Raw genomic sequence first — 17,699 nt, 5'->3', positions numbered from 1 at the left:
CAGGTTTCAGCCGAATTGAGCGTAGAGCGTGCGTCCGTGTTGTTTTAGCCAGGCATCTGCTGCTGAGATATCGCCTTCATAGAGATCGCCCAGCATCGCATGAAAGGCAAGGCTATGATCGAAATGCACCAGATGTGTCACCTCATGCGCGACCACGGATCGGCGGACAAAGTCCGGCGCTTGAATCAGCCGCCAATTTAGCCGGATGCGCTTTCTATCAGAGCAGCTGCCCCAGCGTCGCTGCGCGCGAGACAATGCGACTGGCACCGGCTCTAGCTGAGCCGCTTCGCAATAGGTCTGTGTATCCTGTTCGAATATTACCAATGCTTCGCGCTCAAGCCAACGCGCCAATCTGCGTTCCAGAGCATGGCGCGGACCGCCCAGAACAATCGCGTCATCCGCGCGGCTCGGCCGCCTTGGGGCGTCTTCGCTCCAGTCGATAGTGAGTTCCTTGCCGCGATACTGAATAATACCGCCCGGCTTGGGTGCAGACCGCTGCGGTACTTTGGCCAGCTGGGAAGCGAGCCAGGCTTGCCGCGCATGGGCAAAGGCGATTGCCTCCTTGCCCCGCGCCCATTGCGGCAAAGTGATGTTGACCGCGCTGCCATCAGCGGCAAGGCGCAAGGTCAGCCGCCGCGCGCGGGGATGGCGTTTCAGCACAATGGGTATGGTTCGGCCATCAAGTTCGATCTCCGGCTCGGTCATCTCCTTGCGTAGCCAATCGATCATCGCGCATTCCATTCAACGATATGATGCTCCAGTGGACCGGCATCATATTCGCTCACTACGCGGCCTGCGACAGAAACCCCTGCGTGCTTCACGGCATCACGGTCGCCCGAGATCAGATAGTGCCAGTCCGGCAGCTGCTGATCATCGGCTCGCAAGCGATAAGCGCATGTGCTGGGTAGCCAGGCGACATCATTCACGATCTTGAGCGTTAGCCGCAGACAATCAGGGACAAAGGCTTTGCGATTGCGGTAATCGGTGCATTGCGCGGTTCCGGTATCGAGAAGTTTGCACGCGACATTAGTGTCCGAAATCTCGCCAGTGTCTGAATCTTCGATCTTGTGCAGGCAGCACCGCCCGCAGCCATCGCACAGGGCTTCCCATTCTGCCCGAGAGAGCTCTGACAGCGGCCGCTCCCAGAATTGATCTCTCAGCTCACCCATTGCGCTAATTCTGCTGCGACAGCGTCAGCCCCTTGATCTGTGGGCAGTATCGCGATCGGTTCCCCATCGGGCCCGAACAGATAGACCACAGCTGAATGATCAACCAGATAACCGCCTCCGGGCGTATCATCGCCGCGCGAGTAAAACACAGCGAATTTGCGTGCTGCGTCCTCGATCTGCTCCGGCGTTCCGGTCAGCCCGACCAATCGCGGATGGAAGTTTGCGATAAATTGGCCAACGATTTCAGGGGTATCACGCTCTGGATCAACAGAGATGAATATTGGGGTGATCTTTGTTCCCAGCTCGGGCGCTGCCTGTTCAAACTTTGCCAGACCTTGAGAGAAACGCTGGACGTCCGTCGGGCAAATGTCTGGGCAATAGGTGAAGCCGAAATAGACGATCCGATATTGGCCGGCAAAGTCGGCCCAGTTGACGGTTGCACCATCTGATCCGGTCAATGCAAAGTCGCCGCCGATTGTTGCGCCCGCCAAGGGCGGGTCAATTGTGTCGACAGGCGCGGGATCGCAAGCGGTTAGCGCTAGGGAAGCTGCAGCCAGTGACAGCCATTTGCGGGAGAATTTATTGTGAAGCATGGTGAGTTGGTTCATCGTCTGCTAACCGGCCATTGTGAAGAGCCATGGATGTAGGTTCTGACAGGAAAATTGAAAGGATGACAGCGTGACGCGTGTCGTTATGCGCAAGATTGTAACTTTGGCGGCTTTGCTTGGCGTATTCGCCGCTGCCCCGGTTGCCGCGCAGATGTTCTCTGATGGGTATGAATTCTTGAAAGCGGTCGACGACCGTGACGGCGATGCTGTTACGGCGATGCTCGACGAGCCGGGCACAACCATCATCAATACCCGTGATCTCACCAGTGGCGAGACTGGTCTCCATATCGTTACCAAGCGGCGCGATGAATTGTGGATCCGTTTCCTGACTCAGCGCGGTGCAAACCCCAATGTGCGCGACAAGAAAGGTGTCACACCGATCCAGATTGCGGTGACAATGGGTTTCATCGAAGGTGTGGAGCGCTTGATCAAAGCGGGCGCTGATATCGAAGTGGCTGATAGCGCCGGCGAAACGCCGCTGATTGTTGCCGTACATCGCCGTGACATTCCGATGATCCGCCTGCTGCTTGCCAACAAGGCAAACCCGGATCGGGCGGACAATTCGGGCCGGACTGCGCGCGATTATGCGGAACTAATGACGGCCAACACCGCTGTACTAACGGAATTCGAACGGGCTGATGCAGCGAGAGAGAGTTCTGGCTCGCAAGAGAATTACGGACCCAGCTTTTAAATATGTGCTTCTGATCATGACTGACTACGCCGATATGACGCTGGATGAGCTGCGGCTCGCGCTCGCGCCCAGTATTGCCGAATCCGCCATCTTCGATGGCTGGACGCAGGCGGCGCTGGAAAATGTGGCGGAGATGGCCGGCGCTGATCTGGATGTTGCCCAACTGGCCTATCCCGGCGGAGTGATGGACATGATCGAGGCGTGGATAGACACGGTCGATCTGGCGATGGCTGAGGAGCTGACGCCTGAAAAACTTGGCGCGATGAAGATCCGCGAACGGATTCGTGTATTGGTGCAGTTCCGTCTGGACGCAGCGCAAGGCCTGGAAGAGGCTGTGCGCCGCGCGATGGCAGTGATGGCACAGCCGCAAAATGCGCCGCACGGGCTCAAGATAGGGTGGCGCAGTGCGGACATCATGTGGCGGCTCGCAGGCGATACTGCGACTGATTACAATCACTACACCAAGCGGGCGATCTTGGCCGGGATTTACAGCGCGACGCTGGCGGTATTCATCGATGATGAAAGCGAAGACAAACAAGCGACCAAGGCATTCCTCGAGCGCCGGATTGAAGGTGTGATGAAATTCGAGAAAGTGAAGGCGAAATTCCTGAACAGCGATCGCGAGACTTTCAGCGTCACGCGTTTTCTGGGGCGACTGCGCTACCCGTCGCGGTAATTTCGCTTCGTTCACAAAAAACCTGTAGTTGGCGCTAGCCGCCATTCCGCGCATATCCTACCGATAGATCGAATCGAATCTTACGAAGGAAATGCACAATGGCGGGCTCGCTCAACAAGGTAATGCTGATCGGAAATCTCGGGGCTGATCCGGAAATTCGCAGCTTCCAGAATGGCGGAAAGGTCGCCAATCTGCGCATCGCCACTAGCGAGACGTGGAAAGATCGCAGCACTGGCGAACGGCAGGAACGTACCGAGTGGCACACTGTCGCGATTTTCTCCGAAGGCCTCATCAATGTGGTGGAGAATTACCTCAAGAAGGGCAGCAAGGTCTATGTCGAAGGCCAGCTTCAGACCCGGAAGTGGCAGGATCAGCAGGGCAATGACCGCTACAGCACTGAAGTGGTGCTGCGCGGATACAATGGTACCCTGACCATGCTCGACGGTGCTGGCGGCGGCGGTGGCGGCAATCGCTCAAGCGGTGGTGGCTATGGCGGAGGCCAGAGCGGCGGAGGCCAGAGCGGCGGCGGCTTCGGCGGCGGCAACCAGGGCGGCGGCTCAGGCGTTCAGGGCGCTGGCGGTGGTTCCAACTATGACGATTTGGACGACGATATCCCGTTTTGATTGATTACGGGCCTTCGGCCTAGCCATAGATCGCCTCGGCAAATCGTGCCCAACCTTCTGACCGACCGACGATGAAACTCAGCGGTGCGCCGCCAGCGGCGACCACGAGGCCGAGCATGCTGGCCCAATGAGGTTTCCCGCGTGCGCGCCAATCGTATATCAGGAACGTCCCTGCAATTGCTAGCGCGGCAACTCCCGGCAGCGGCTCAAATCCTATCGCCAGGCCCCGTCTCGCAGTGGCTGGCGGCAGCATCATCAAACCGGCAAGCACCATCAACCGTTTGTGTGCTGCACCGTTCTTGCGGTTCAATAAAGCCAGCACATAGAAGACTAAAAATCCGAGAAGATCCATGCTCGGGAAGATCGTAGATCCAGCTGGCGTCATGCCGCCGATCGAACTTGTCGGGTTAGCAAATGCGCCTCGAACTACAAGGTAACCGGTCACGACCATCAGCAGGACCAGTGCCACACTCATCTGCCCCATTCTCTTGTGCAGATCATTTTTTCGAAGTGTAGATCAATCGGGCTTGCGAGGCGGTCAGCAAGTGCCAGCCGAGCATTGTGATGCCATGGAATGCTACCAAAGGCGAAGGTGGAAATGGAAATTCAGGCAGGTACATGGCGGAAGCGCCGAAACCCACAAATATGAAAACGATCATCACCACGGTGATGTTGAAAAAGAATCGCTCTGCGCGCGGATTTGCCGTCATTGATACCCCCAACAATGTCGACCCATGGCGGGTGTAATGGGGAGCAGTATCAGATGCAAATGCGGTAGCGAATTCAGTCCTTCTTCAACGCCTTCAATGCTTCAGCCAACGGGCCGGAAGGTTCATCATCGCTGCTGATACCTGCTGCCTTGCGTGCAGCATCGGCATTCGGTCCCTCGGCATAGGGATCAATCGCAAGGCCAAGTGATTGGGCAACAGCCTCGCCCAGATCAAAGGTTACGCCTGAATATTCGATTTCGTCGAGATCATCGGCAGCCAATTCGATCTCGATTTCATCTGCGTCATTGGGCTCTGGCTCGAATTCCTCGACAAAGCTGAATGCAAGTGGCTCCTCAATCTTGGTCACAAAGTCCTCGTGCGAGATCGCGCATACTTGCGTGATCCGCGCCTTGAGCGTGCCGGTCGCGCGGATCGTCTTCGCGCGCTGTTCCAGCTCTATCGTTGCATGAAGATCATCGACGCTGGTGAGCGAGAAGCGCTCAGCCAGCGCGGCTCGCTCCGCCTCGCTCGCTTCGATGACAACCGGATCGGCGGGTAGTGCGCGGACTTTGATCGGACGGGAAAGTTCGCTTTCGCTCATGCCGATTCGCCTAGTCCGAAATCCGCGACAATCAGCGCGTCTGCATCCATCCTGGCAAGATGATCGTGCAGGTTTTGCAGCTTGCCTGCGACGCAGGCCGGCGAGCCATCTTCAGTGAAAGTCACATTGCGGGTGACAGCTGCCTCCAGCCTTGCGGCATCCCCTTCGGTCAGGGCAGGGCGATATGCGCCCAGCCGCCCGCCAAGCGAACTCATCAGCTTGCCGACATGCTTGCCGACGACAACATCATTGATTCCGAATTCGCGCAATTGCCCGTCCATATCTTCGACAAACAGTTCGCACAGAAGCGCGCTTTGCTGGTGACTGTCTGCGGCCTCCATACGCACAACCACTACGCTTAGCACAGCGGTGATCATGTCAAACCGCCCGGCGACAGTGTCAGCCACTTTGCAATCCGCATACCAGCTTGGGTCACGCGTCAGCTCGACAACCTTGTGCCAAAGCGGGCGAACCACGTCCCGCGGATCTTTCTGCGTGCCGAGCAGCTTGGAAAGGAATGACATGGGTTTTGGGCGCTCCGTAAGTTTGGCGTTCAGCCAGAATTCAATTCGCTATGCCCAGAGGCGTTGAAACGCGGCGTTGCAAGCCGCGCGCCATCGCCGTAAGGCTCTTGGCCGAGATATAGTGATGCTCGCCGCGCGGACAATGCGTAGCAAGCGAATGCAGATAAGGTTTGCGGTTCGAATGATCCACGCGAAAGCTTTCAAAATTGGTCTGATTGCAACTCTGGCGCTTGCGATGGCGGGGTGTACTTCCATCCGTCAATCGCGCGGCTATGTGGTTGACGCTTTGCTGGTCGATGCAATTCAGCCTGGCATCGACAACCAGCGTTCGGTGGAAATGACAATGGGCCGCCCAAGCTTCTCCAGCCAGTATGGCGCGCCGACCTGGTATTATATTTCCAGTGTCACCGGGCAACGCGCCATGAGCAGTCCCAAAATCCGCTCGCATAGCGTGCTTGCGATACAGTTCGATGACGCTGGCAAGGTTGTCAGCACCGATCGAAGCGGAATTGACAGCGTGGCGTTCCTTTTGCCTGACGGTGATGAAACGCCAACATTGGGCCGCGAGCGCGGCTTCCTGGAAGACCTGTTCGGCAATATCGGCACAGTCGGCGCACCTGGCGCTGGTGGCGCCCCGCAATAAAGCGTTTGCGGGCCCGGCCCGCTTGACCGGCGGCACTTCACCCCCATATCTCGCTGCATGAACGATAAAGCGGCGAGCCACGGCCTGATCCAGTGGCACGGCACCACCATTGTCGGCGTGAAACGCGGCGATCAAACTGTGATCGCGGGCGATGGTCAGGTTTCCATGGGCAACACGGTGATGAAGCCCAATGCGCGCAAGGTTCGCCGCATTGGTGAAGGCGGCAAGGTGATTGCCGGCTTTGCAGGTGCAACGGCGGATGCCTTCACTCTGTTCGAGCGGCTTGAAAAGAAGCTGGAAGCACATTCTGGCCAATTGCTGCGCGCAGCGGTCGAGCTGGCAAAGGATTGGCGCACCGATAAATATTTGCGCAATCTGGAAGCGCTGATGATCGTTGCTGACAAGGATGTGCTGCTGGTGCTGACTGGCAATGGCGACGTGTTGGAGCCGGAAGGCGGGATCACAGCCATCGGTTCAGGGGGCAATTATGCGCTGGCGGCGGCGCGCGCGCTCGCTGACTATGAAGAAGATGCCGAAGTGATTGCACGCAAGGCGATGCAAGTCGCGGCAGATATCTGTGTGTTCACGAATGGCAATGTGACTGTCGAGAAGATCTGACTGAAATGATTGAATCACTCACTCCGAAGGCGATTGTCGCCGCGCTCGACGAGCATATTATCGGCCAGAAAGACGCCAAGCGCGCGGTCGCTGTGGCGCTGCGCAATCGTTGGCGCCGGCAAAAACTCAATCGCGAACTCCGCGATGAAGTGACGCCAAAGAACATCCTGATGATCGGCCCGACCGGCTGCGGCAAGACAGAAATAAGCCGCCGTCTAGCCAAGCTTGCGCAAGCGCCCTTTATCAAGATCGAAGCGACCAAGTTCACCGAAGTCGGGTATGTCGGTCGCGACGTTGAACAGATCGCTCGCGACCTGGTCGAAGAAGCGATCCGGCTTGAGAAAGAACGCCGCCGCGATGCAGTGCGCGAAGCCGCCAGTGAAGCGGCGATGGAACGCTTGCTCAACGCGCTTTGCGGAGAAAACGCATCTGAAGCGACCCGCGAAGCATTCCGTGAGCGCGTCGTGCAAGACGCTATGAACGATGTCGAAGTCGAGATCGACATCTCCGAAGCGCCACAAATGCCGTTCGACATGGGCAATATGGGCGGCAATGTCGGAATGATTGATCTGTCTGACATGTTCGGCAAGGCGATGGGCAAGAAGCCGACAAAGCGCCGCAAATTGAAGGTGCCTGATGCCTGGGACCGGCTGGTGGACGAGGAAGCGGACAAGCGACTTGACCAAGATGACGTGAACCAGGCCGCAATTGCCAATGCCGAAACCAACGGGATCGTATTCCTCGACGAGATTGACAAGATTGCGGTGAGTGATGTGCGCGGCGGCTCGGTCAGCCGCGAAGGCGTTCAACGCGATCTGCTTCCGCTGATCGAAGGTACAACGGTCAGCACGAAATACGGCCCGATGAAGACGGACCATGTGCTGTTTATCGCATCGGGCGCGTTTCACGTGGCCAAACCGTCTGACATGCTGCCCGAATTGCAAGGCCGCTTACCGATTCGGGTTGAGCTGCGCGCGCTGACTGAAGAGGATTTCGTGCGGATCCTCTCAGAGACCCGCGCCAATCTGGTCGAGCAATATCGGGCTCTGTTGGGCACAGAGAAAGTCACGCTCGATTTCACCGAGGATGCAATCAGCGAAGTCGCCAAGATTGCTGCACAAGTGAACGAAAGCGTCGAGAATATTGGCGCGCGGCGCTTGCAGACGGTGATGGAACGGTTGCTCGAAGAAATCAGCTTCGAAGCCGAAGATCACGCTGACGAGACCATAAAGATCGACGCTGCCTATGTGCGAGATCGACTTGCGGATCTCGCTGGCGATAGCGATCTCAGCAAATACATCCTGTGATGAGAGAACCGGTATCTGACCGGGATGAGATGGTTGCGCAAATGGCGCCGCTGCTCGACGATCAAGCCTACTGCTTTCTGTTCATCTCGCCGGAAATGGCGCCAACTGCGCTCGGTTCAGCGATCGGGACATTTCGCGAGGACGAAGGCGTGACGGCTATCGTACCCGAAGGCGTGGCGCGCGAACTGGGCGACGAAAGTTCAGCCTTCGCGCGGATTACGCTGCGGGTGCATTCCGCGCTCGAGGGGGTAGGGCTGACAGCAGCCGTTTCCGGCGCGCTCGCTGACGCGGGGATCGCGTGCAACATGGTCGCAGCATTCCATCATGATCATGTTTTTGTTCCGGCTGAGCGGGCTGAGGAAGCGCTCTATACTCTCAAGAATCTGCAAGCTGAAAGACGTCCGGATTGATTCGTTCGCTGGCGCATTAGACCGGTTAAGTTGCCCACCAGCCATACCAATGCTAACCGAGGGCCCTTGAAAGAGGGGGAATATACATGAAAGCATATCTCGCACTAAGCGCGGCACTCGCTTTCGCAGCCTGCTCGCCTGCCGCCGACACCGAAGCCGAAGTGCCGGTTGATGAAGTTGCCGCTTACGACGGCAGCGTGGCTCCCGGAGACTATTCCGTCGACGATGGTGAAGGTACATCACCATTTTCGATCGATGCGGATGGAAATTGGAACGGTGTCGATGATGAGGGCAATCCCAATGAAGGCACCTCTGAAATTGTCGACGAGAAGATTTGTTTCACCACGGCTGGCGACGATGTAGCGCGCTGTTGGCTTAATGAGGCACCCGGCGAAGATGGAAGCTTCACTTCGACTAGTGACGAAGGCGAAACGGTAACGGTTACGCCGATCGCAGCTGAGGCTGAATCTGAAGGGTAACTGTTCGCTTTACGGAATGAAAAGGGCGGCTCGAGAGCCGCCCTTTTTGTTTCGATCAAGTGCTTCTTCAAGGATGCGGAGCGAGTCCAATTTCCACGCCGGTCTTATCTGTCAGCGCGAACTTGTCGAACAGGTCAGTGCTTGCCCGGTTAAGCCCACGCACTTGCACGCTTCGACCGTTTCGCCGCATACGCTCTACAACCTTGTCCAGCGCACCGATGGCCGAGATGTCCCAGAAATGTGCCTTCCGGACATCGATGATGACATGGTCAGCCGGATCAGACTGGGTGCTTTCCGGGCCGAGCGCCGCTTCGAACCGATCGACGCTGGCGAAGAAGATCTGGCCCTTGGCGCGGTAGATCGCGGTGTCTCCATCGCGTTCGCGAACCACCTCGAACATGGTCATCACTTTGTGAGTGAAGAAGACGCCTGAAAGGATGACACCTCCGAGCACGCCGAGCGCTAGGTTATGCGTGGTCACAACTGTCACAACCGTTGCCAGCATCACGACAGAGGACTGCCATGGGTGCTTGCCCAGGTTGGGAATTGAGTTCCATGAGAACGTGCCGATCGAGACCATGATCATGATCGCCACCAGTGCAGGCATCGGAACTTGTCCCACCCACGACCCAAGCGCTGCCAGTAGCACCAGCAGTGTAACACCAGCCGTCAGTGACGAAAGCCTGCCGCGCCCGCCGCTGGTGACGTTGATGACAGATTGGCCGATCATCGCACAACCGCCCATGCCGCCGAAGAATCCGGTGACGACGTTGGCAATACCTTGTCCTGCGCTTTCGCGGCGCTTGTCGCTGCCGGTGTGCGTCATGTCATCCACGATCTGAGCGGTGAGCAGGCTTTCAAGCAAGCCAACCGCTGCCATGGTTGCGGCATAAGGGGCGATGATGCGCAGTGTATCCCATGTCAGCGGAACATCGGGAAGCGCAAAGAACGGTAGCCCTTCGGGCAATTCGCCCATGTCGCTGACCGTGTTGACCGGCGCATCGAGCCAGATCGACAACGCGCTCAAAACGATGATCGCGATCAGCGGGCTCGGAATGGCTGTTGTGACCTTGGGGATGAGGTAGATCATGGCAAGGCCTACGATGACCATTGCATAGGTCTCCCAGCTCACGCCGATCAGCTGCGGCAATTGCGCCATGAATATCAGGATTGCGAGCGCGTTTACGAAGCCCGTGATCACAGAACGGCTGACGAATTGCATCAGCAGATTGAGCCGCAACAGCGCGGCGACGCCCTGAAAGACACCCATCAAAATGGTCGCGGCGAAGAGGTATTCCACGCCGTGGTCGCGCACCAGTGGAACGACAACTACAGCGACGGCTGCGGTCGCTGCGGAAATCATGCCCGGACGCCCGCCGGTGAATGCAATGACGATTGCAATCGTGACAGAGGCGTAAAGGCCGACACGCGGGTCAACGCCGGCGATAATTGAAAAGCCGATCGCTTCCGGGATAAGGGCCAAAGCGACAACAATCCCGGCGAGGATATCGGCGCGCACATTGGAGAACGAGTCGCGGCGGATCGCGGCGGCATCAAACATAGAAAATTCCCGAATTCGGATTTTTTGGAAGGCGCCGGCAATTCGCGGCGCTTATCTTGAATGCCCGCCTTTGGCCTATTGTGCAGTGCAGCACAACCCCGTGGGAGCCAAAATTGGTATGCACGCCGTGGCACAAATTAAAGCCGCACATCGATATTGATGGGCTGTTCGCAGGACAAACACGGTTCTACGGTTGATCTGGAACCTGCTGGCTGTTCAAAGGATTATGGGTACTAATATCGAAACTCAGGGGCCGACATATGATCAGAAAAGCATTGCTTCTTGGCGCGGCAGCAGCTGCAATCGCTGCTACGACTCCGGCATTGGCTGACGGGCACGCGCATAGCGAAACAATGCAGGCGCAGCTGTCTGCTCCCGAAATCGAATACACCATGTGGACGCTCGATAATGGACTGGACGTTATCGCCCTGCCGGATTCGGGGACGAGCACGGTCACGACATCGCTGTGGTACGACATTGGCTCGAAGCTTGATCCCGAAGGGCGCAGCGGTTTTGCGCATCTGTTCGAGCATATCCTCAGCCGCAAGACCGAGAACATGCCTTACAACATGATCTACGGGCTGACTGCGGATATCGGCGGCACACGTAACGCGTCGAATTGGGTCGATCGCACCAATTATTACGAGATTGTCCCTGCCCAGTATTTGGAAACCATGCTGTGGACCCACCGTGAACGCATGGCGAAGGTTGTGGTTGATGACGAAGTGTTTGAAACCGAACGCGGGGTTGTGAAGGAAGAACTGCGCCAGCGAGTGCTCGCGCCGCCCTATGGCCGCCTGCAGCGTTTTGTCCTGGCAGAAAACGCGTTCGATATCATGCCGCATCGCCGCCCCGGCATTGGCAGTATCGAGGATCTGGACGGCGCCACGCTGGATGACGCACGCGCATTCTACGAGGCTTACTACGGGCCCGACACGGCAACGCTGATTGTAGCGGGCAATTTCGAACTCGCTCGGCTTCGCAGCCTGGTAGACCAATACTTCGCTGACATTCCCCCGCGCGCGAACCCGGTTGATCTTGCCATTACCCAGCGCGAACCTGAACGCACGCAACCGCGTGTGGTCAATGCAACCGCGCCCAATGTGCCGCTTCCGGTCGTAGGTGCGGTTTGGAAAGGCCCGCCAACAACGGATCCAGACGCTGCGGCGCTGGAAATGCTCGAAGCGATTCTGGTGCGCGGCGACAATAACCGTTTGGATAGCGCGCTCGTCCGCAGCGGGCAGGCGGTCCAGGCCGCGGCCAATGTCCAACTGTTCCGTGAGGCGGGACAAATTTCGGCCTATGCGGTGGTTTCCAATCCGGAAGCTATGGATCAGGCGAGCGCCACTTTGGACGCTGGGTTGGAGCGCATCCGCACTCAGCCGGTGAGCGAGGCCGAACTGGCCGAAGCGCGCAATGAAATCATTGCCAGCACTCTGCGCCGCCGGGAAACTGCGCGCGGACGGGCGTTCGAGCTAGGCGAAGCATTGGTTTCAAGTGGTGATCCCGACTTTGCCGATACGCGCCTCAATCAACTGCTGGAAGTGACCGCGGATGATGTCATGCGGGTGGCGGCGAAATACCTCGATCCACAAAAACGCGTGGCGTTCACCTATACCGCGGGAGATGATGATCCATCGACCTATGCCAACCCGGTACCAATGCCCGAATATCGGACATTGCCCGCAGCGGCAGGTGAGATTCGCCAAGTCCTGCCAGAGGATCAACGCATGGCGCCTCCCGGACCGGGCGATGTGCCAGTTGTTGCTGCGCCTGAGATCGTCGAGGGCACGCTATCGAATGGCATTAAGGTGGTCGCTGTACAAACCGGAGACGTACCTATCGCTACCGTTACCATGTTGGTGCCCGGCGGCAGTAAGACTGATCCGCGCGCCAAGGCAGGTGTCGCGCAGATGGCAGCCGGGCTGGCGGACAAAGGCATCGAAGGGATGGACGAAGTTGCCATCGCTGCCCGGTTTGAAAGTCTGGGTGCGAGTTTCAGCGGCGGCGCAGGCAGCGACGGTACCAGCTTCAGCCTGACAGCGCCGGTTGCAACGCTTGCCGACGCCGGAGCACTAGCTGCGCAGATCATTCGCGGGGCAACCTATCCCGAAGACGCCTTCCAGCGCGAACGCAAACGCGCGGCGGATGGTTTGCAGGTTTCGCTGAAAGACCCGGGCAGCCTGTCGCGCTACGTCGTGCGGATCGCGATGTATGGCGATGCGCCCTACGGCTCACAGCCGGGCGGTACTACTGAGAGCCTGGCAGCGATTACCCGTTATGATCTGATCGCGCACCGCGCCTCCTATTTCCATCCCGATGCCATGCAAATCGTGGTCAGCGGTGGGATCAATCCCGAGCAGGCTATTTCTGTGACTGAGCAAATGTTCGGCGACTGGGTTGTCGCAACCCCGCCGGGTTCAGTTCCGCACGAGGCAGCGGGTGAAGACCAGCCGGTCCGAACGATTGTGATTGATATGCCTGACGCAGGCCAAGCTGCGGTGGTTGCAGCAGTGCGGGCTCCCGCACGCCAGAGCGAGGATTTTTTCCCGCTAGAATTGGCGAACAGCGTGCTTGGGGGCGGGTCGAGCGCGCGCTTATTTGAAGAGATTCGCACCAAGCGCTCACTTAGCTACGGCGCATATTCGGGCTTTGCCGATCGCGCGGACGAATCAATTCTAACCGCGAGTGCGCAGACCAAAAATGAAACCGCCGATGAAGTGGCGCAGATATTCTTTGATGAATTTGAACGGCTGGGCAGTGAACCATTGAGCGATGACTTGCTGAACAAACGTCGGCTTTACATGTCAGGCAACTTCGCCCGGGCGCTCGAATCGAGCGGCGGGTTCAACTCTATCGTTTCAACGCTGCAGCAGCAGGGGCTTGAACCTGCCGAAGCGCTCAAATTTGCAGAGCGGCTGGATGCGGTCGATAGCGAAGCGGCGACCCTTGCGGCCCGCACCTATGTCGATCCGGCCAAGGCGACCTTGGTTATCGTAGGTGATGCATCGCAATTCCTGGACGATCTGAAAGAGATCCTCCCCGATGTGGAAGTGATTGCGGCAGATGACGTGGATCTGTCTCTGGCTTCCTTGCGGAAGGTAGCAGACGAAGCGAGTACTGAGGCAGAGTAGGCTTTACTCTGCCGCCTGGCTCTCTTGTTCGCGCTCGGCCAACTGGCGCGTCCACATATCGGCATATAAGCCGTCCGCGGCGAGCAAATCGCGATGGCGGCCAGCCTCTGCGAGTTTGCCCTGATCCAGCACCAGGATACGGTCAGCATCGGCAATGGTCGAAAGGCGGTGTGCGATAGCGATCGTGGTGCGGCCTTTGGCAACGCGCTTGAGCGTTGACAGGATGTCTTGCTCGGTCCGGCTGTCGAGCGCGCTGGTCGCTTCGTCCAGCAGCAGGATCGGAGGGTTCTTTACCAGCGTACGCGCAATCGTAACGCGCTGTTTTTCACCGCCGGAAAGCTTGAGGCCGCGCTCGCCCACTTCGGTGCCAAAGCCATCGGGCAATTGCTCGACAAACGGCAGGATAGAGGCATCGCGCGCAGCGGCAACCACATCTTCGTCGCGCGCGCCGCCGCTGCCATATGCTATGTTGTAGCCGATCGTGTCGTTGAACAGCACGCTGTCTTGCGGAACGATGCCGATTGCGGCGCGCAAGCTTTCCTGCGTGACCCCGGCGATATCCTGACCATCAATAAGGATGCGTCCGGCCTGGGTATCATAAAAGCGGAACAGAAGGCGTGCGATCGTGCTTTTGCCTGCACCTGAAGGGCCGACAATCGCGACGGTCGAACCCGCCGGAACTTCAAAACTCAGATTGTTGAGGATCTGCCGCTCAGGCTCATAGCCAAAGCTGACGTGATCGAATGTTATGTGCGGGCGATTGATGAGAAGGGCGGGCGCACCTGGCTTGTCCTGCACTTCCACATTGGTGTCCATCAGTTTGAACATCTCACCCATGTCAACCAAGCCCTGGCGGATAGAGCGATACACGAACCCGAGCAGGTCGAGCGGGCGGAAGAGCTGAAGCAGATAAGTGTTCACCAGCACCAGATCGCCAACTGTGAGGCGGCCTTGGCTCCAGCCCCAAACAGTCAGCGCCATTGCGCCCGCCATCAGGGTATTGGTTATGAGCGACTGGCTGATGTTCAGGATGGCTAGCGAATTCTCGCTCTTGATCGCCGCTTCGGCATAGGCGCCGGCTGCCGCGCTGTAGCGTTCCTCTTCACGGGTTTCCGCGCCGAAGTACTTGACCGTTTCGTAATTGAGCAGCGAATCCACCGCGCGATCAAGCGCTTTGCCATCAAGGTCATTCATCTCGCGGCGCAGTTTTGTGCGCCACTCGGTGATCCAACGTGTCACTGAGATATAAGCGACAACCGTAATGCTGGTTGCCGCGACCAACTCCCACCCGAAATTGATATAGAAGACAATGCCAACCGCGATCAGTTCGATGGCAGTAGGGGCGATATTGAAGAGCAGGAAGTAAAGCATCGTGTCTATGCTCTTCGTGCCGCGTTCGATCGTCTTGGTGACTTCGCCCGTGCGCCGACCCAGATGGAATCGTAGGCTCAGGCGGTGCAAACGCCGGAATACATCCTGCGCTAGATTGAAGGTGGCGACCTGGCCGACCCGCTCGAACGCTATATTGCGCAGGTTATCGAATGCGACGCTTGTGAAGCGACCCAGCCCGTAGGCAAGGACCAGCGCGAGAGCGACCATCGCCGCCTCATTGCTCGGCACAGTCATCGCATCGACTGCATATTTATATGCAAACGGCAGGGATAGTACGACCGCTTTCGCCGTAAGCACAAATCCCATCGCAGCGATAATGCGTCCCCGAAGCGATGGATTATCGCGCGGCCAAAGGTAAGGAAGGAAGCGTCTTAGCGTGAGCCAGCCATCAGCTTCGAGCGGGCGATTGTCTGCGGTATCTGGCGGCATTGCCTGACCCATGTGGGGGAGTGCGCGCGGTAGCGCAAGCTTGCAGCGGGTCTCTACTGGTCTAGGCGGGTGGCGTGATTGCCTTCGTAACGTGTGCGGGCTCTGCGCGGCAGGTCGAACAGGATCTGCCGCTTGGCAAAATCAATCGCGACACGGTCAAACAGACGCAAATGCTGCATGCCCAATGACAAGACCGGCTTGTCTTGCAAGCCAAGCGCCTCGAACGCGGGCGTATCGGCGAATGTGATTGGCACGTTCGATACTTCTAGACCCTGAAACTCGATGCTGCGGGCATACGAAAGGTCGCTTAAGATAGAGGCGCCATTGACGTCGGTCGTCTTGACTTCCTGCGCGCGCTTGGCGCTGATCCGGCGTTGCAGAGCAAGGTTGCCCATGCTGGCCTGAGCCCCAGTGTCGACGATCACTGTTGCACGCACCCCTTCTATCAATGCGTCTGTAATCAGAAGCTGCCCCAGCTTGCTACGCGCACGGACGACGATCTCGAAACCTCGACGACCGAGATCCTCGTCAGCGTCAGCCATTGCGATCGTTTCTTCGCGAAAATCGATCAGGACGCGAAAGTCCTGCAAGGCATCCAGCCCAATAATACCATCTGCGCCGACATGGCGATGTTGGAGCACTGGTGCGGCAATATTGTGCAAAGTACGATCGGCCACTTCGAACCGGTCGAGTTCGACAAGATCAACTATCCGTCGGCTTGCCATGCCAACCACCATTGCTTCGCCGGCAGGGGGAAGAATGACGCCGCGCATAACGCGGTCTGTCACTGCGGTGGCCTGCGCCCCGGTGTCGATTATGAAGTTGTATGGGCCAGCCCCGTCAATCTTCACAGGTATCGTATAGCGCAAGTTGCTGTCTTCATCGAGCGGGAGGATCGCGGTGCGCGGATCAGTCAGATCTGGCAGAAGGGGAGTCGTCGCAATGGGCGTTCGCTTTTGCGCATCGTCTGCGACTTGCGTCAGCGGTAATGCGGCTGCGGCAAGTCCCGCGGTTGCAAATGCGGTCCAGATAATATGCGACATGTCTTTATCCCAGAAAGCACATCTACCAGACAAAGGTCCCGGGCCCAAGTTCTGAACGAGTGAGGGGGGGAATCGAGTCGATCAACTGCGCATCAACTTGGATTCGCAAAGCGATTCCCAGCCAGAGTCACTGGATTCAGTGTAACAGGCGGCGATGAATCGTCGGGAATCCGGACTGCAACCGGATCTAACCTTGCAATTGTGCGTCACGACCCCACTTAGGTGTAGGAAAAATGGCCGTAAAAATGGCGGAAATCTGCGGTTATTTCGCTAGTGTGAAATAAAATTGCAAAAAGGCGTTGACCCGACTCAATGCCCCCCATATATGGCCTCTCACCGACGCGGCGCTGACGGTTTCACCGCCCACCAAGTTGGTCGCCAGACACAGACGGATAGCCGGTCCCCCGGTGGAAGAATCGGGGCCCCATTGCTGTCCGCCTTTTGTTGTCTGGTTGGCTCTTTGACATCGTTAGTTTTTGATGAAGGGACATGTGGGCGACGGCGCCCGGTCCGGGGACCTCAAGGCTCCGGATACCGGTTAATTTAAGCCGATTGCCACATCCTTCCAGGCTCCACAGTCTGGTTGCGATGATGCATGTTCATTCGTATCCATTACGTTTGACAGTGCAGGTATCGGCTCCTTGATACTCTGGCTTGTTGGGCTGACAGGGCTTGCCCTGTGCTTGATAAGTTAGTTTCACAAACTTGAGAGTTTGATCCTGGCTCAGAACGAACGCTGGCGGCATGCCTAACACATGCAAGTCGAACGAACCCTTCGGGGTTAGTGGCGCACGGGTGCGTAACGCGTGGGAACCTGCCTTTAGGTTCGGAATAACTCAGAGAAATTTGAGCTAATACCGGATGATGTCTTCGGACCAAAGATTTATCGCCTTTAGATGGGCCCGCGTTAGATTAGATAGTTGGTGGGGTAATGGCCTACCAAGTCGACGATCTATAGCTGGTCTGAGAGGATGATCAGCCACACTGGGACTGAGACACGGCCCAGACTCCTACGGGAGGCAGCAGTGGGGAATATTGGACAATGGGCGAAAGCCTGATCCAGCAATGCCGCGTGAGTGAT

19 protein-coding genes and 1 rRNA gene are annotated in these 17,699 nt (G+C 57.6%); 10 read left to right on the top strand and 10 right to left on the bottom strand.

Annotated elements, in window-relative coordinates; genetic code table 11:
• Positions 1–6: 6 nt before the first annotated feature.
• Genes QZ487_RS00100 through QZ487_RS00090 form a run of 3 tightly spaced genes read right to left on the bottom strand, consistent with a single transcriptional unit; the run spans position 7 to position 1,777 of the window.
• Positions 7–729 carry a YgjP-like metallopeptidase domain-containing protein gene (locus QZ487_RS00100; protein ID WP_285975759.1) on the bottom strand — a complete coding sequence of 241 codons (723 nt, stop codon included), beginning with the start codon at positions 727–729 and terminating at the stop codon, positions 7–9.
• Complete coding sequence (locus QZ487_RS00095) at positions 726–1,169, bottom strand: YcgN family cysteine cluster protein (RefSeq protein ID WP_285975758.1); 444 nt, start codon at positions 1,167–1,169, stop codon at positions 726–728. Before QZ487_RS00095 ends, QZ487_RS00100 begins: the two co-directional genes overlap by 4 nt.
• The gene (locus QZ487_RS00090; protein ID WP_296022804.1) at positions 1,157–1,777 is read right to left on the bottom strand and encodes an SCO family protein; all 621 of its coding nucleotides are present in this window, start codon (positions 1,775–1,777) and stop codon (positions 1,157–1,159) included. Before QZ487_RS00090 ends, QZ487_RS00095 begins: the two co-directional genes overlap by 13 nt.
• Positions 1,778–1,847: 70 nt before the next feature.
• On the opposite strand from QZ487_RS00090, the gene QZ487_RS00085 reads away from it, so the two are divergent.
• The 3 genes from QZ487_RS00085 to ssb all read left to right on the top strand — a co-directional run bounded on the left by QZ487_RS00085 (position 1,848) and on the right by ssb (position 3,767).
• On the top strand, positions 1,848–2,468 hold the full coding sequence (locus QZ487_RS00085; protein WP_296022802.1) for an ankyrin repeat domain-containing protein: 621 nt from the start codon (positions 1,848–1,850) through the stop codon (positions 2,466–2,468).
• Between the two features lie 16 nt (positions 2,469–2,484).
• Positions 2,485–3,144, top strand: coding sequence for a COQ9 family protein (locus QZ487_RS00080; RefSeq protein ID WP_296022801.1), 660 nt, complete (start codon positions 2,485–2,487; stop codon positions 3,142–3,144).
• A gap of 98 nt (positions 3,145–3,242) precedes the next feature.
• Positions 3,243–3,767 (top strand): single-stranded DNA-binding protein, encoded by a 525-nt coding sequence (gene ssb, locus QZ487_RS00075; protein WP_296022800.1) that lies wholly within the window; start codon positions 3,243–3,245, stop codon positions 3,765–3,767.
• A 19-nt stretch (positions 3,768–3,786) separates the two neighbouring features.
• On the opposite strand, the gene QZ487_RS00070 is transcribed toward ssb, so the two are convergent.
• From QZ487_RS00070 to QZ487_RS00055, 4 genes are all read right to left on the bottom strand, one after another.
• A complete protein-coding gene (locus QZ487_RS00070; RefSeq protein WP_296022799.1) occupies positions 3,787–4,242 on the bottom strand; it encodes a hypothetical protein in 456 nt (151 codons plus the stop codon).
• Between the two features lie 22 nt (positions 4,243–4,264).
• Positions 4,265–4,477, bottom strand: coding sequence for a hypothetical protein (locus tag QZ487_RS00065; protein WP_296022798.1), 213 nt, complete (start codon positions 4,475–4,477; stop codon positions 4,265–4,267).
• 73 nt (positions 4,478–4,550) lie between these two features.
• Entirely contained in the window at positions 4,551–5,078 is a 528-nt protein-coding gene (locus tag QZ487_RS00060) for a YceD family protein (RefSeq protein WP_296022796.1), read from the bottom strand.
• Entirely contained in the window at positions 5,075–5,602 is a 528-nt protein-coding gene (locus QZ487_RS00055; protein WP_296022795.1) for a ubiquinol-cytochrome C chaperone family protein, read from the bottom strand. Before QZ487_RS00055 ends, QZ487_RS00060 begins: the two co-directional genes overlap by 4 nt.
• Positions 5,603–5,783: 181 nt before the next feature.
• Here QZ487_RS00055 and QZ487_RS00050 point away from each other — a divergent pair, with 181 nt between their 5' ends.
• From QZ487_RS00050 to QZ487_RS00030, 5 genes are all read left to right on the top strand, one after another.
• Complete coding sequence (locus tag QZ487_RS00050) at positions 5,784–6,245, top strand: outer membrane protein assembly factor BamE (protein ID WP_285977013.1); 462 nt, start codon at positions 5,784–5,786, stop codon at positions 6,243–6,245.
• 57 nt (positions 6,246–6,302) lie between these two features.
• Positions 6,303–6,863, top strand: a complete 561-nt coding sequence (gene hslV / locus QZ487_RS00045) for an ATP-dependent protease subunit HslV (protein ID WP_285975751.1) — start codon at positions 6,303–6,305, stop codon at positions 6,861–6,863.
• A gap of 5 nt (positions 6,864–6,868) precedes the next feature.
• Complete coding sequence (gene hslU, locus QZ487_RS00040; protein ID WP_296022793.1) at positions 6,869–8,170, top strand: ATP-dependent protease ATPase subunit HslU; 1,302 nt, start codon at positions 6,869–6,871, stop codon at positions 8,168–8,170.
• Positions 8,170–8,580: an ACT domain-containing protein gene (locus QZ487_RS00035; protein WP_296024077.1), complete on the top strand. Its 411-nt coding sequence runs from the start codon at positions 8,170–8,172 to the stop codon at positions 8,578–8,580. Before hslU ends, QZ487_RS00035 begins: the two co-directional genes overlap by 1 nt.
• A gap of 86 nt (positions 8,581–8,666) precedes the next feature.
• Positions 8,667–9,059, top strand: coding sequence for a hypothetical protein (locus QZ487_RS00030; RefSeq protein ID WP_285975748.1), 393 nt, complete (start codon positions 8,667–8,669; stop codon positions 9,057–9,059).
• A 67-nt stretch (positions 9,060–9,126) separates the two neighbouring features.
• Here QZ487_RS00030 and QZ487_RS00025 read toward each other — a convergent pair whose 3' ends face one another.
• Positions 9,127–10,620, bottom strand: a complete 1,494-nt coding sequence (locus tag QZ487_RS00025) for a SulP family inorganic anion transporter (protein ID WP_285975747.1) — start codon at positions 10,618–10,620, stop codon at positions 9,127–9,129.
• A gap of 260 nt (positions 10,621–10,880) precedes the next feature.
• Between QZ487_RS00025 and QZ487_RS00020 the strand changes: the two genes are divergently transcribed.
• Entirely contained in the window at positions 10,881–13,754 is a 2,874-nt protein-coding gene (locus QZ487_RS00020) for a pitrilysin family protein (protein WP_296022789.1), read from the top strand.
• Positions 13,755–13,757: 3 nt separating this feature from the next.
• Here the strand turns inward: QZ487_RS00020 and QZ487_RS00015 are convergent, their stop codons facing one another.
• Both QZ487_RS00015 and QZ487_RS00010 read right to left on the bottom strand, forming a co-directional pair.
• On the bottom strand, positions 13,758–15,575 hold the full coding sequence (locus QZ487_RS00015; protein WP_296022788.1) for an ABC transporter ATP-binding protein/permease: 1,818 nt from the start codon (positions 15,573–15,575) through the stop codon (positions 13,758–13,760).
• A 53-nt stretch (positions 15,576–15,628) separates the two neighbouring features.
• On the bottom strand, positions 15,629–16,618 hold the full coding sequence (locus tag QZ487_RS00010; RefSeq protein WP_296022787.1) for a retroviral-like aspartic protease family protein: 990 nt from the start codon (positions 16,616–16,618) through the stop codon (positions 15,629–15,631).
• Between the two features lie 701 nt (positions 16,619–17,319).
• On the opposite strand from QZ487_RS00010, the gene QZ487_RS00005 reads away from it, so the two are divergent.
• Positions 17,320–17,699: ribosomal RNA gene (locus QZ487_RS00005) — 16S ribosomal RNA — on the top strand; the annotation flags it as partial.

Origin of the sequence: uncultured Altererythrobacter sp. (assembly GCF_913057185.1) — a bacterium.
Lineage (GTDB): Bacteria > Pseudomonadota > Alphaproteobacteria > Sphingomonadales > Sphingomonadaceae > Erythrobacter > Erythrobacter rubellus.
The sequence above is the reverse complement of the archived record's forward strand: the minus strand, read 5'-3'. Positions and strand labels throughout refer to the sequence as shown.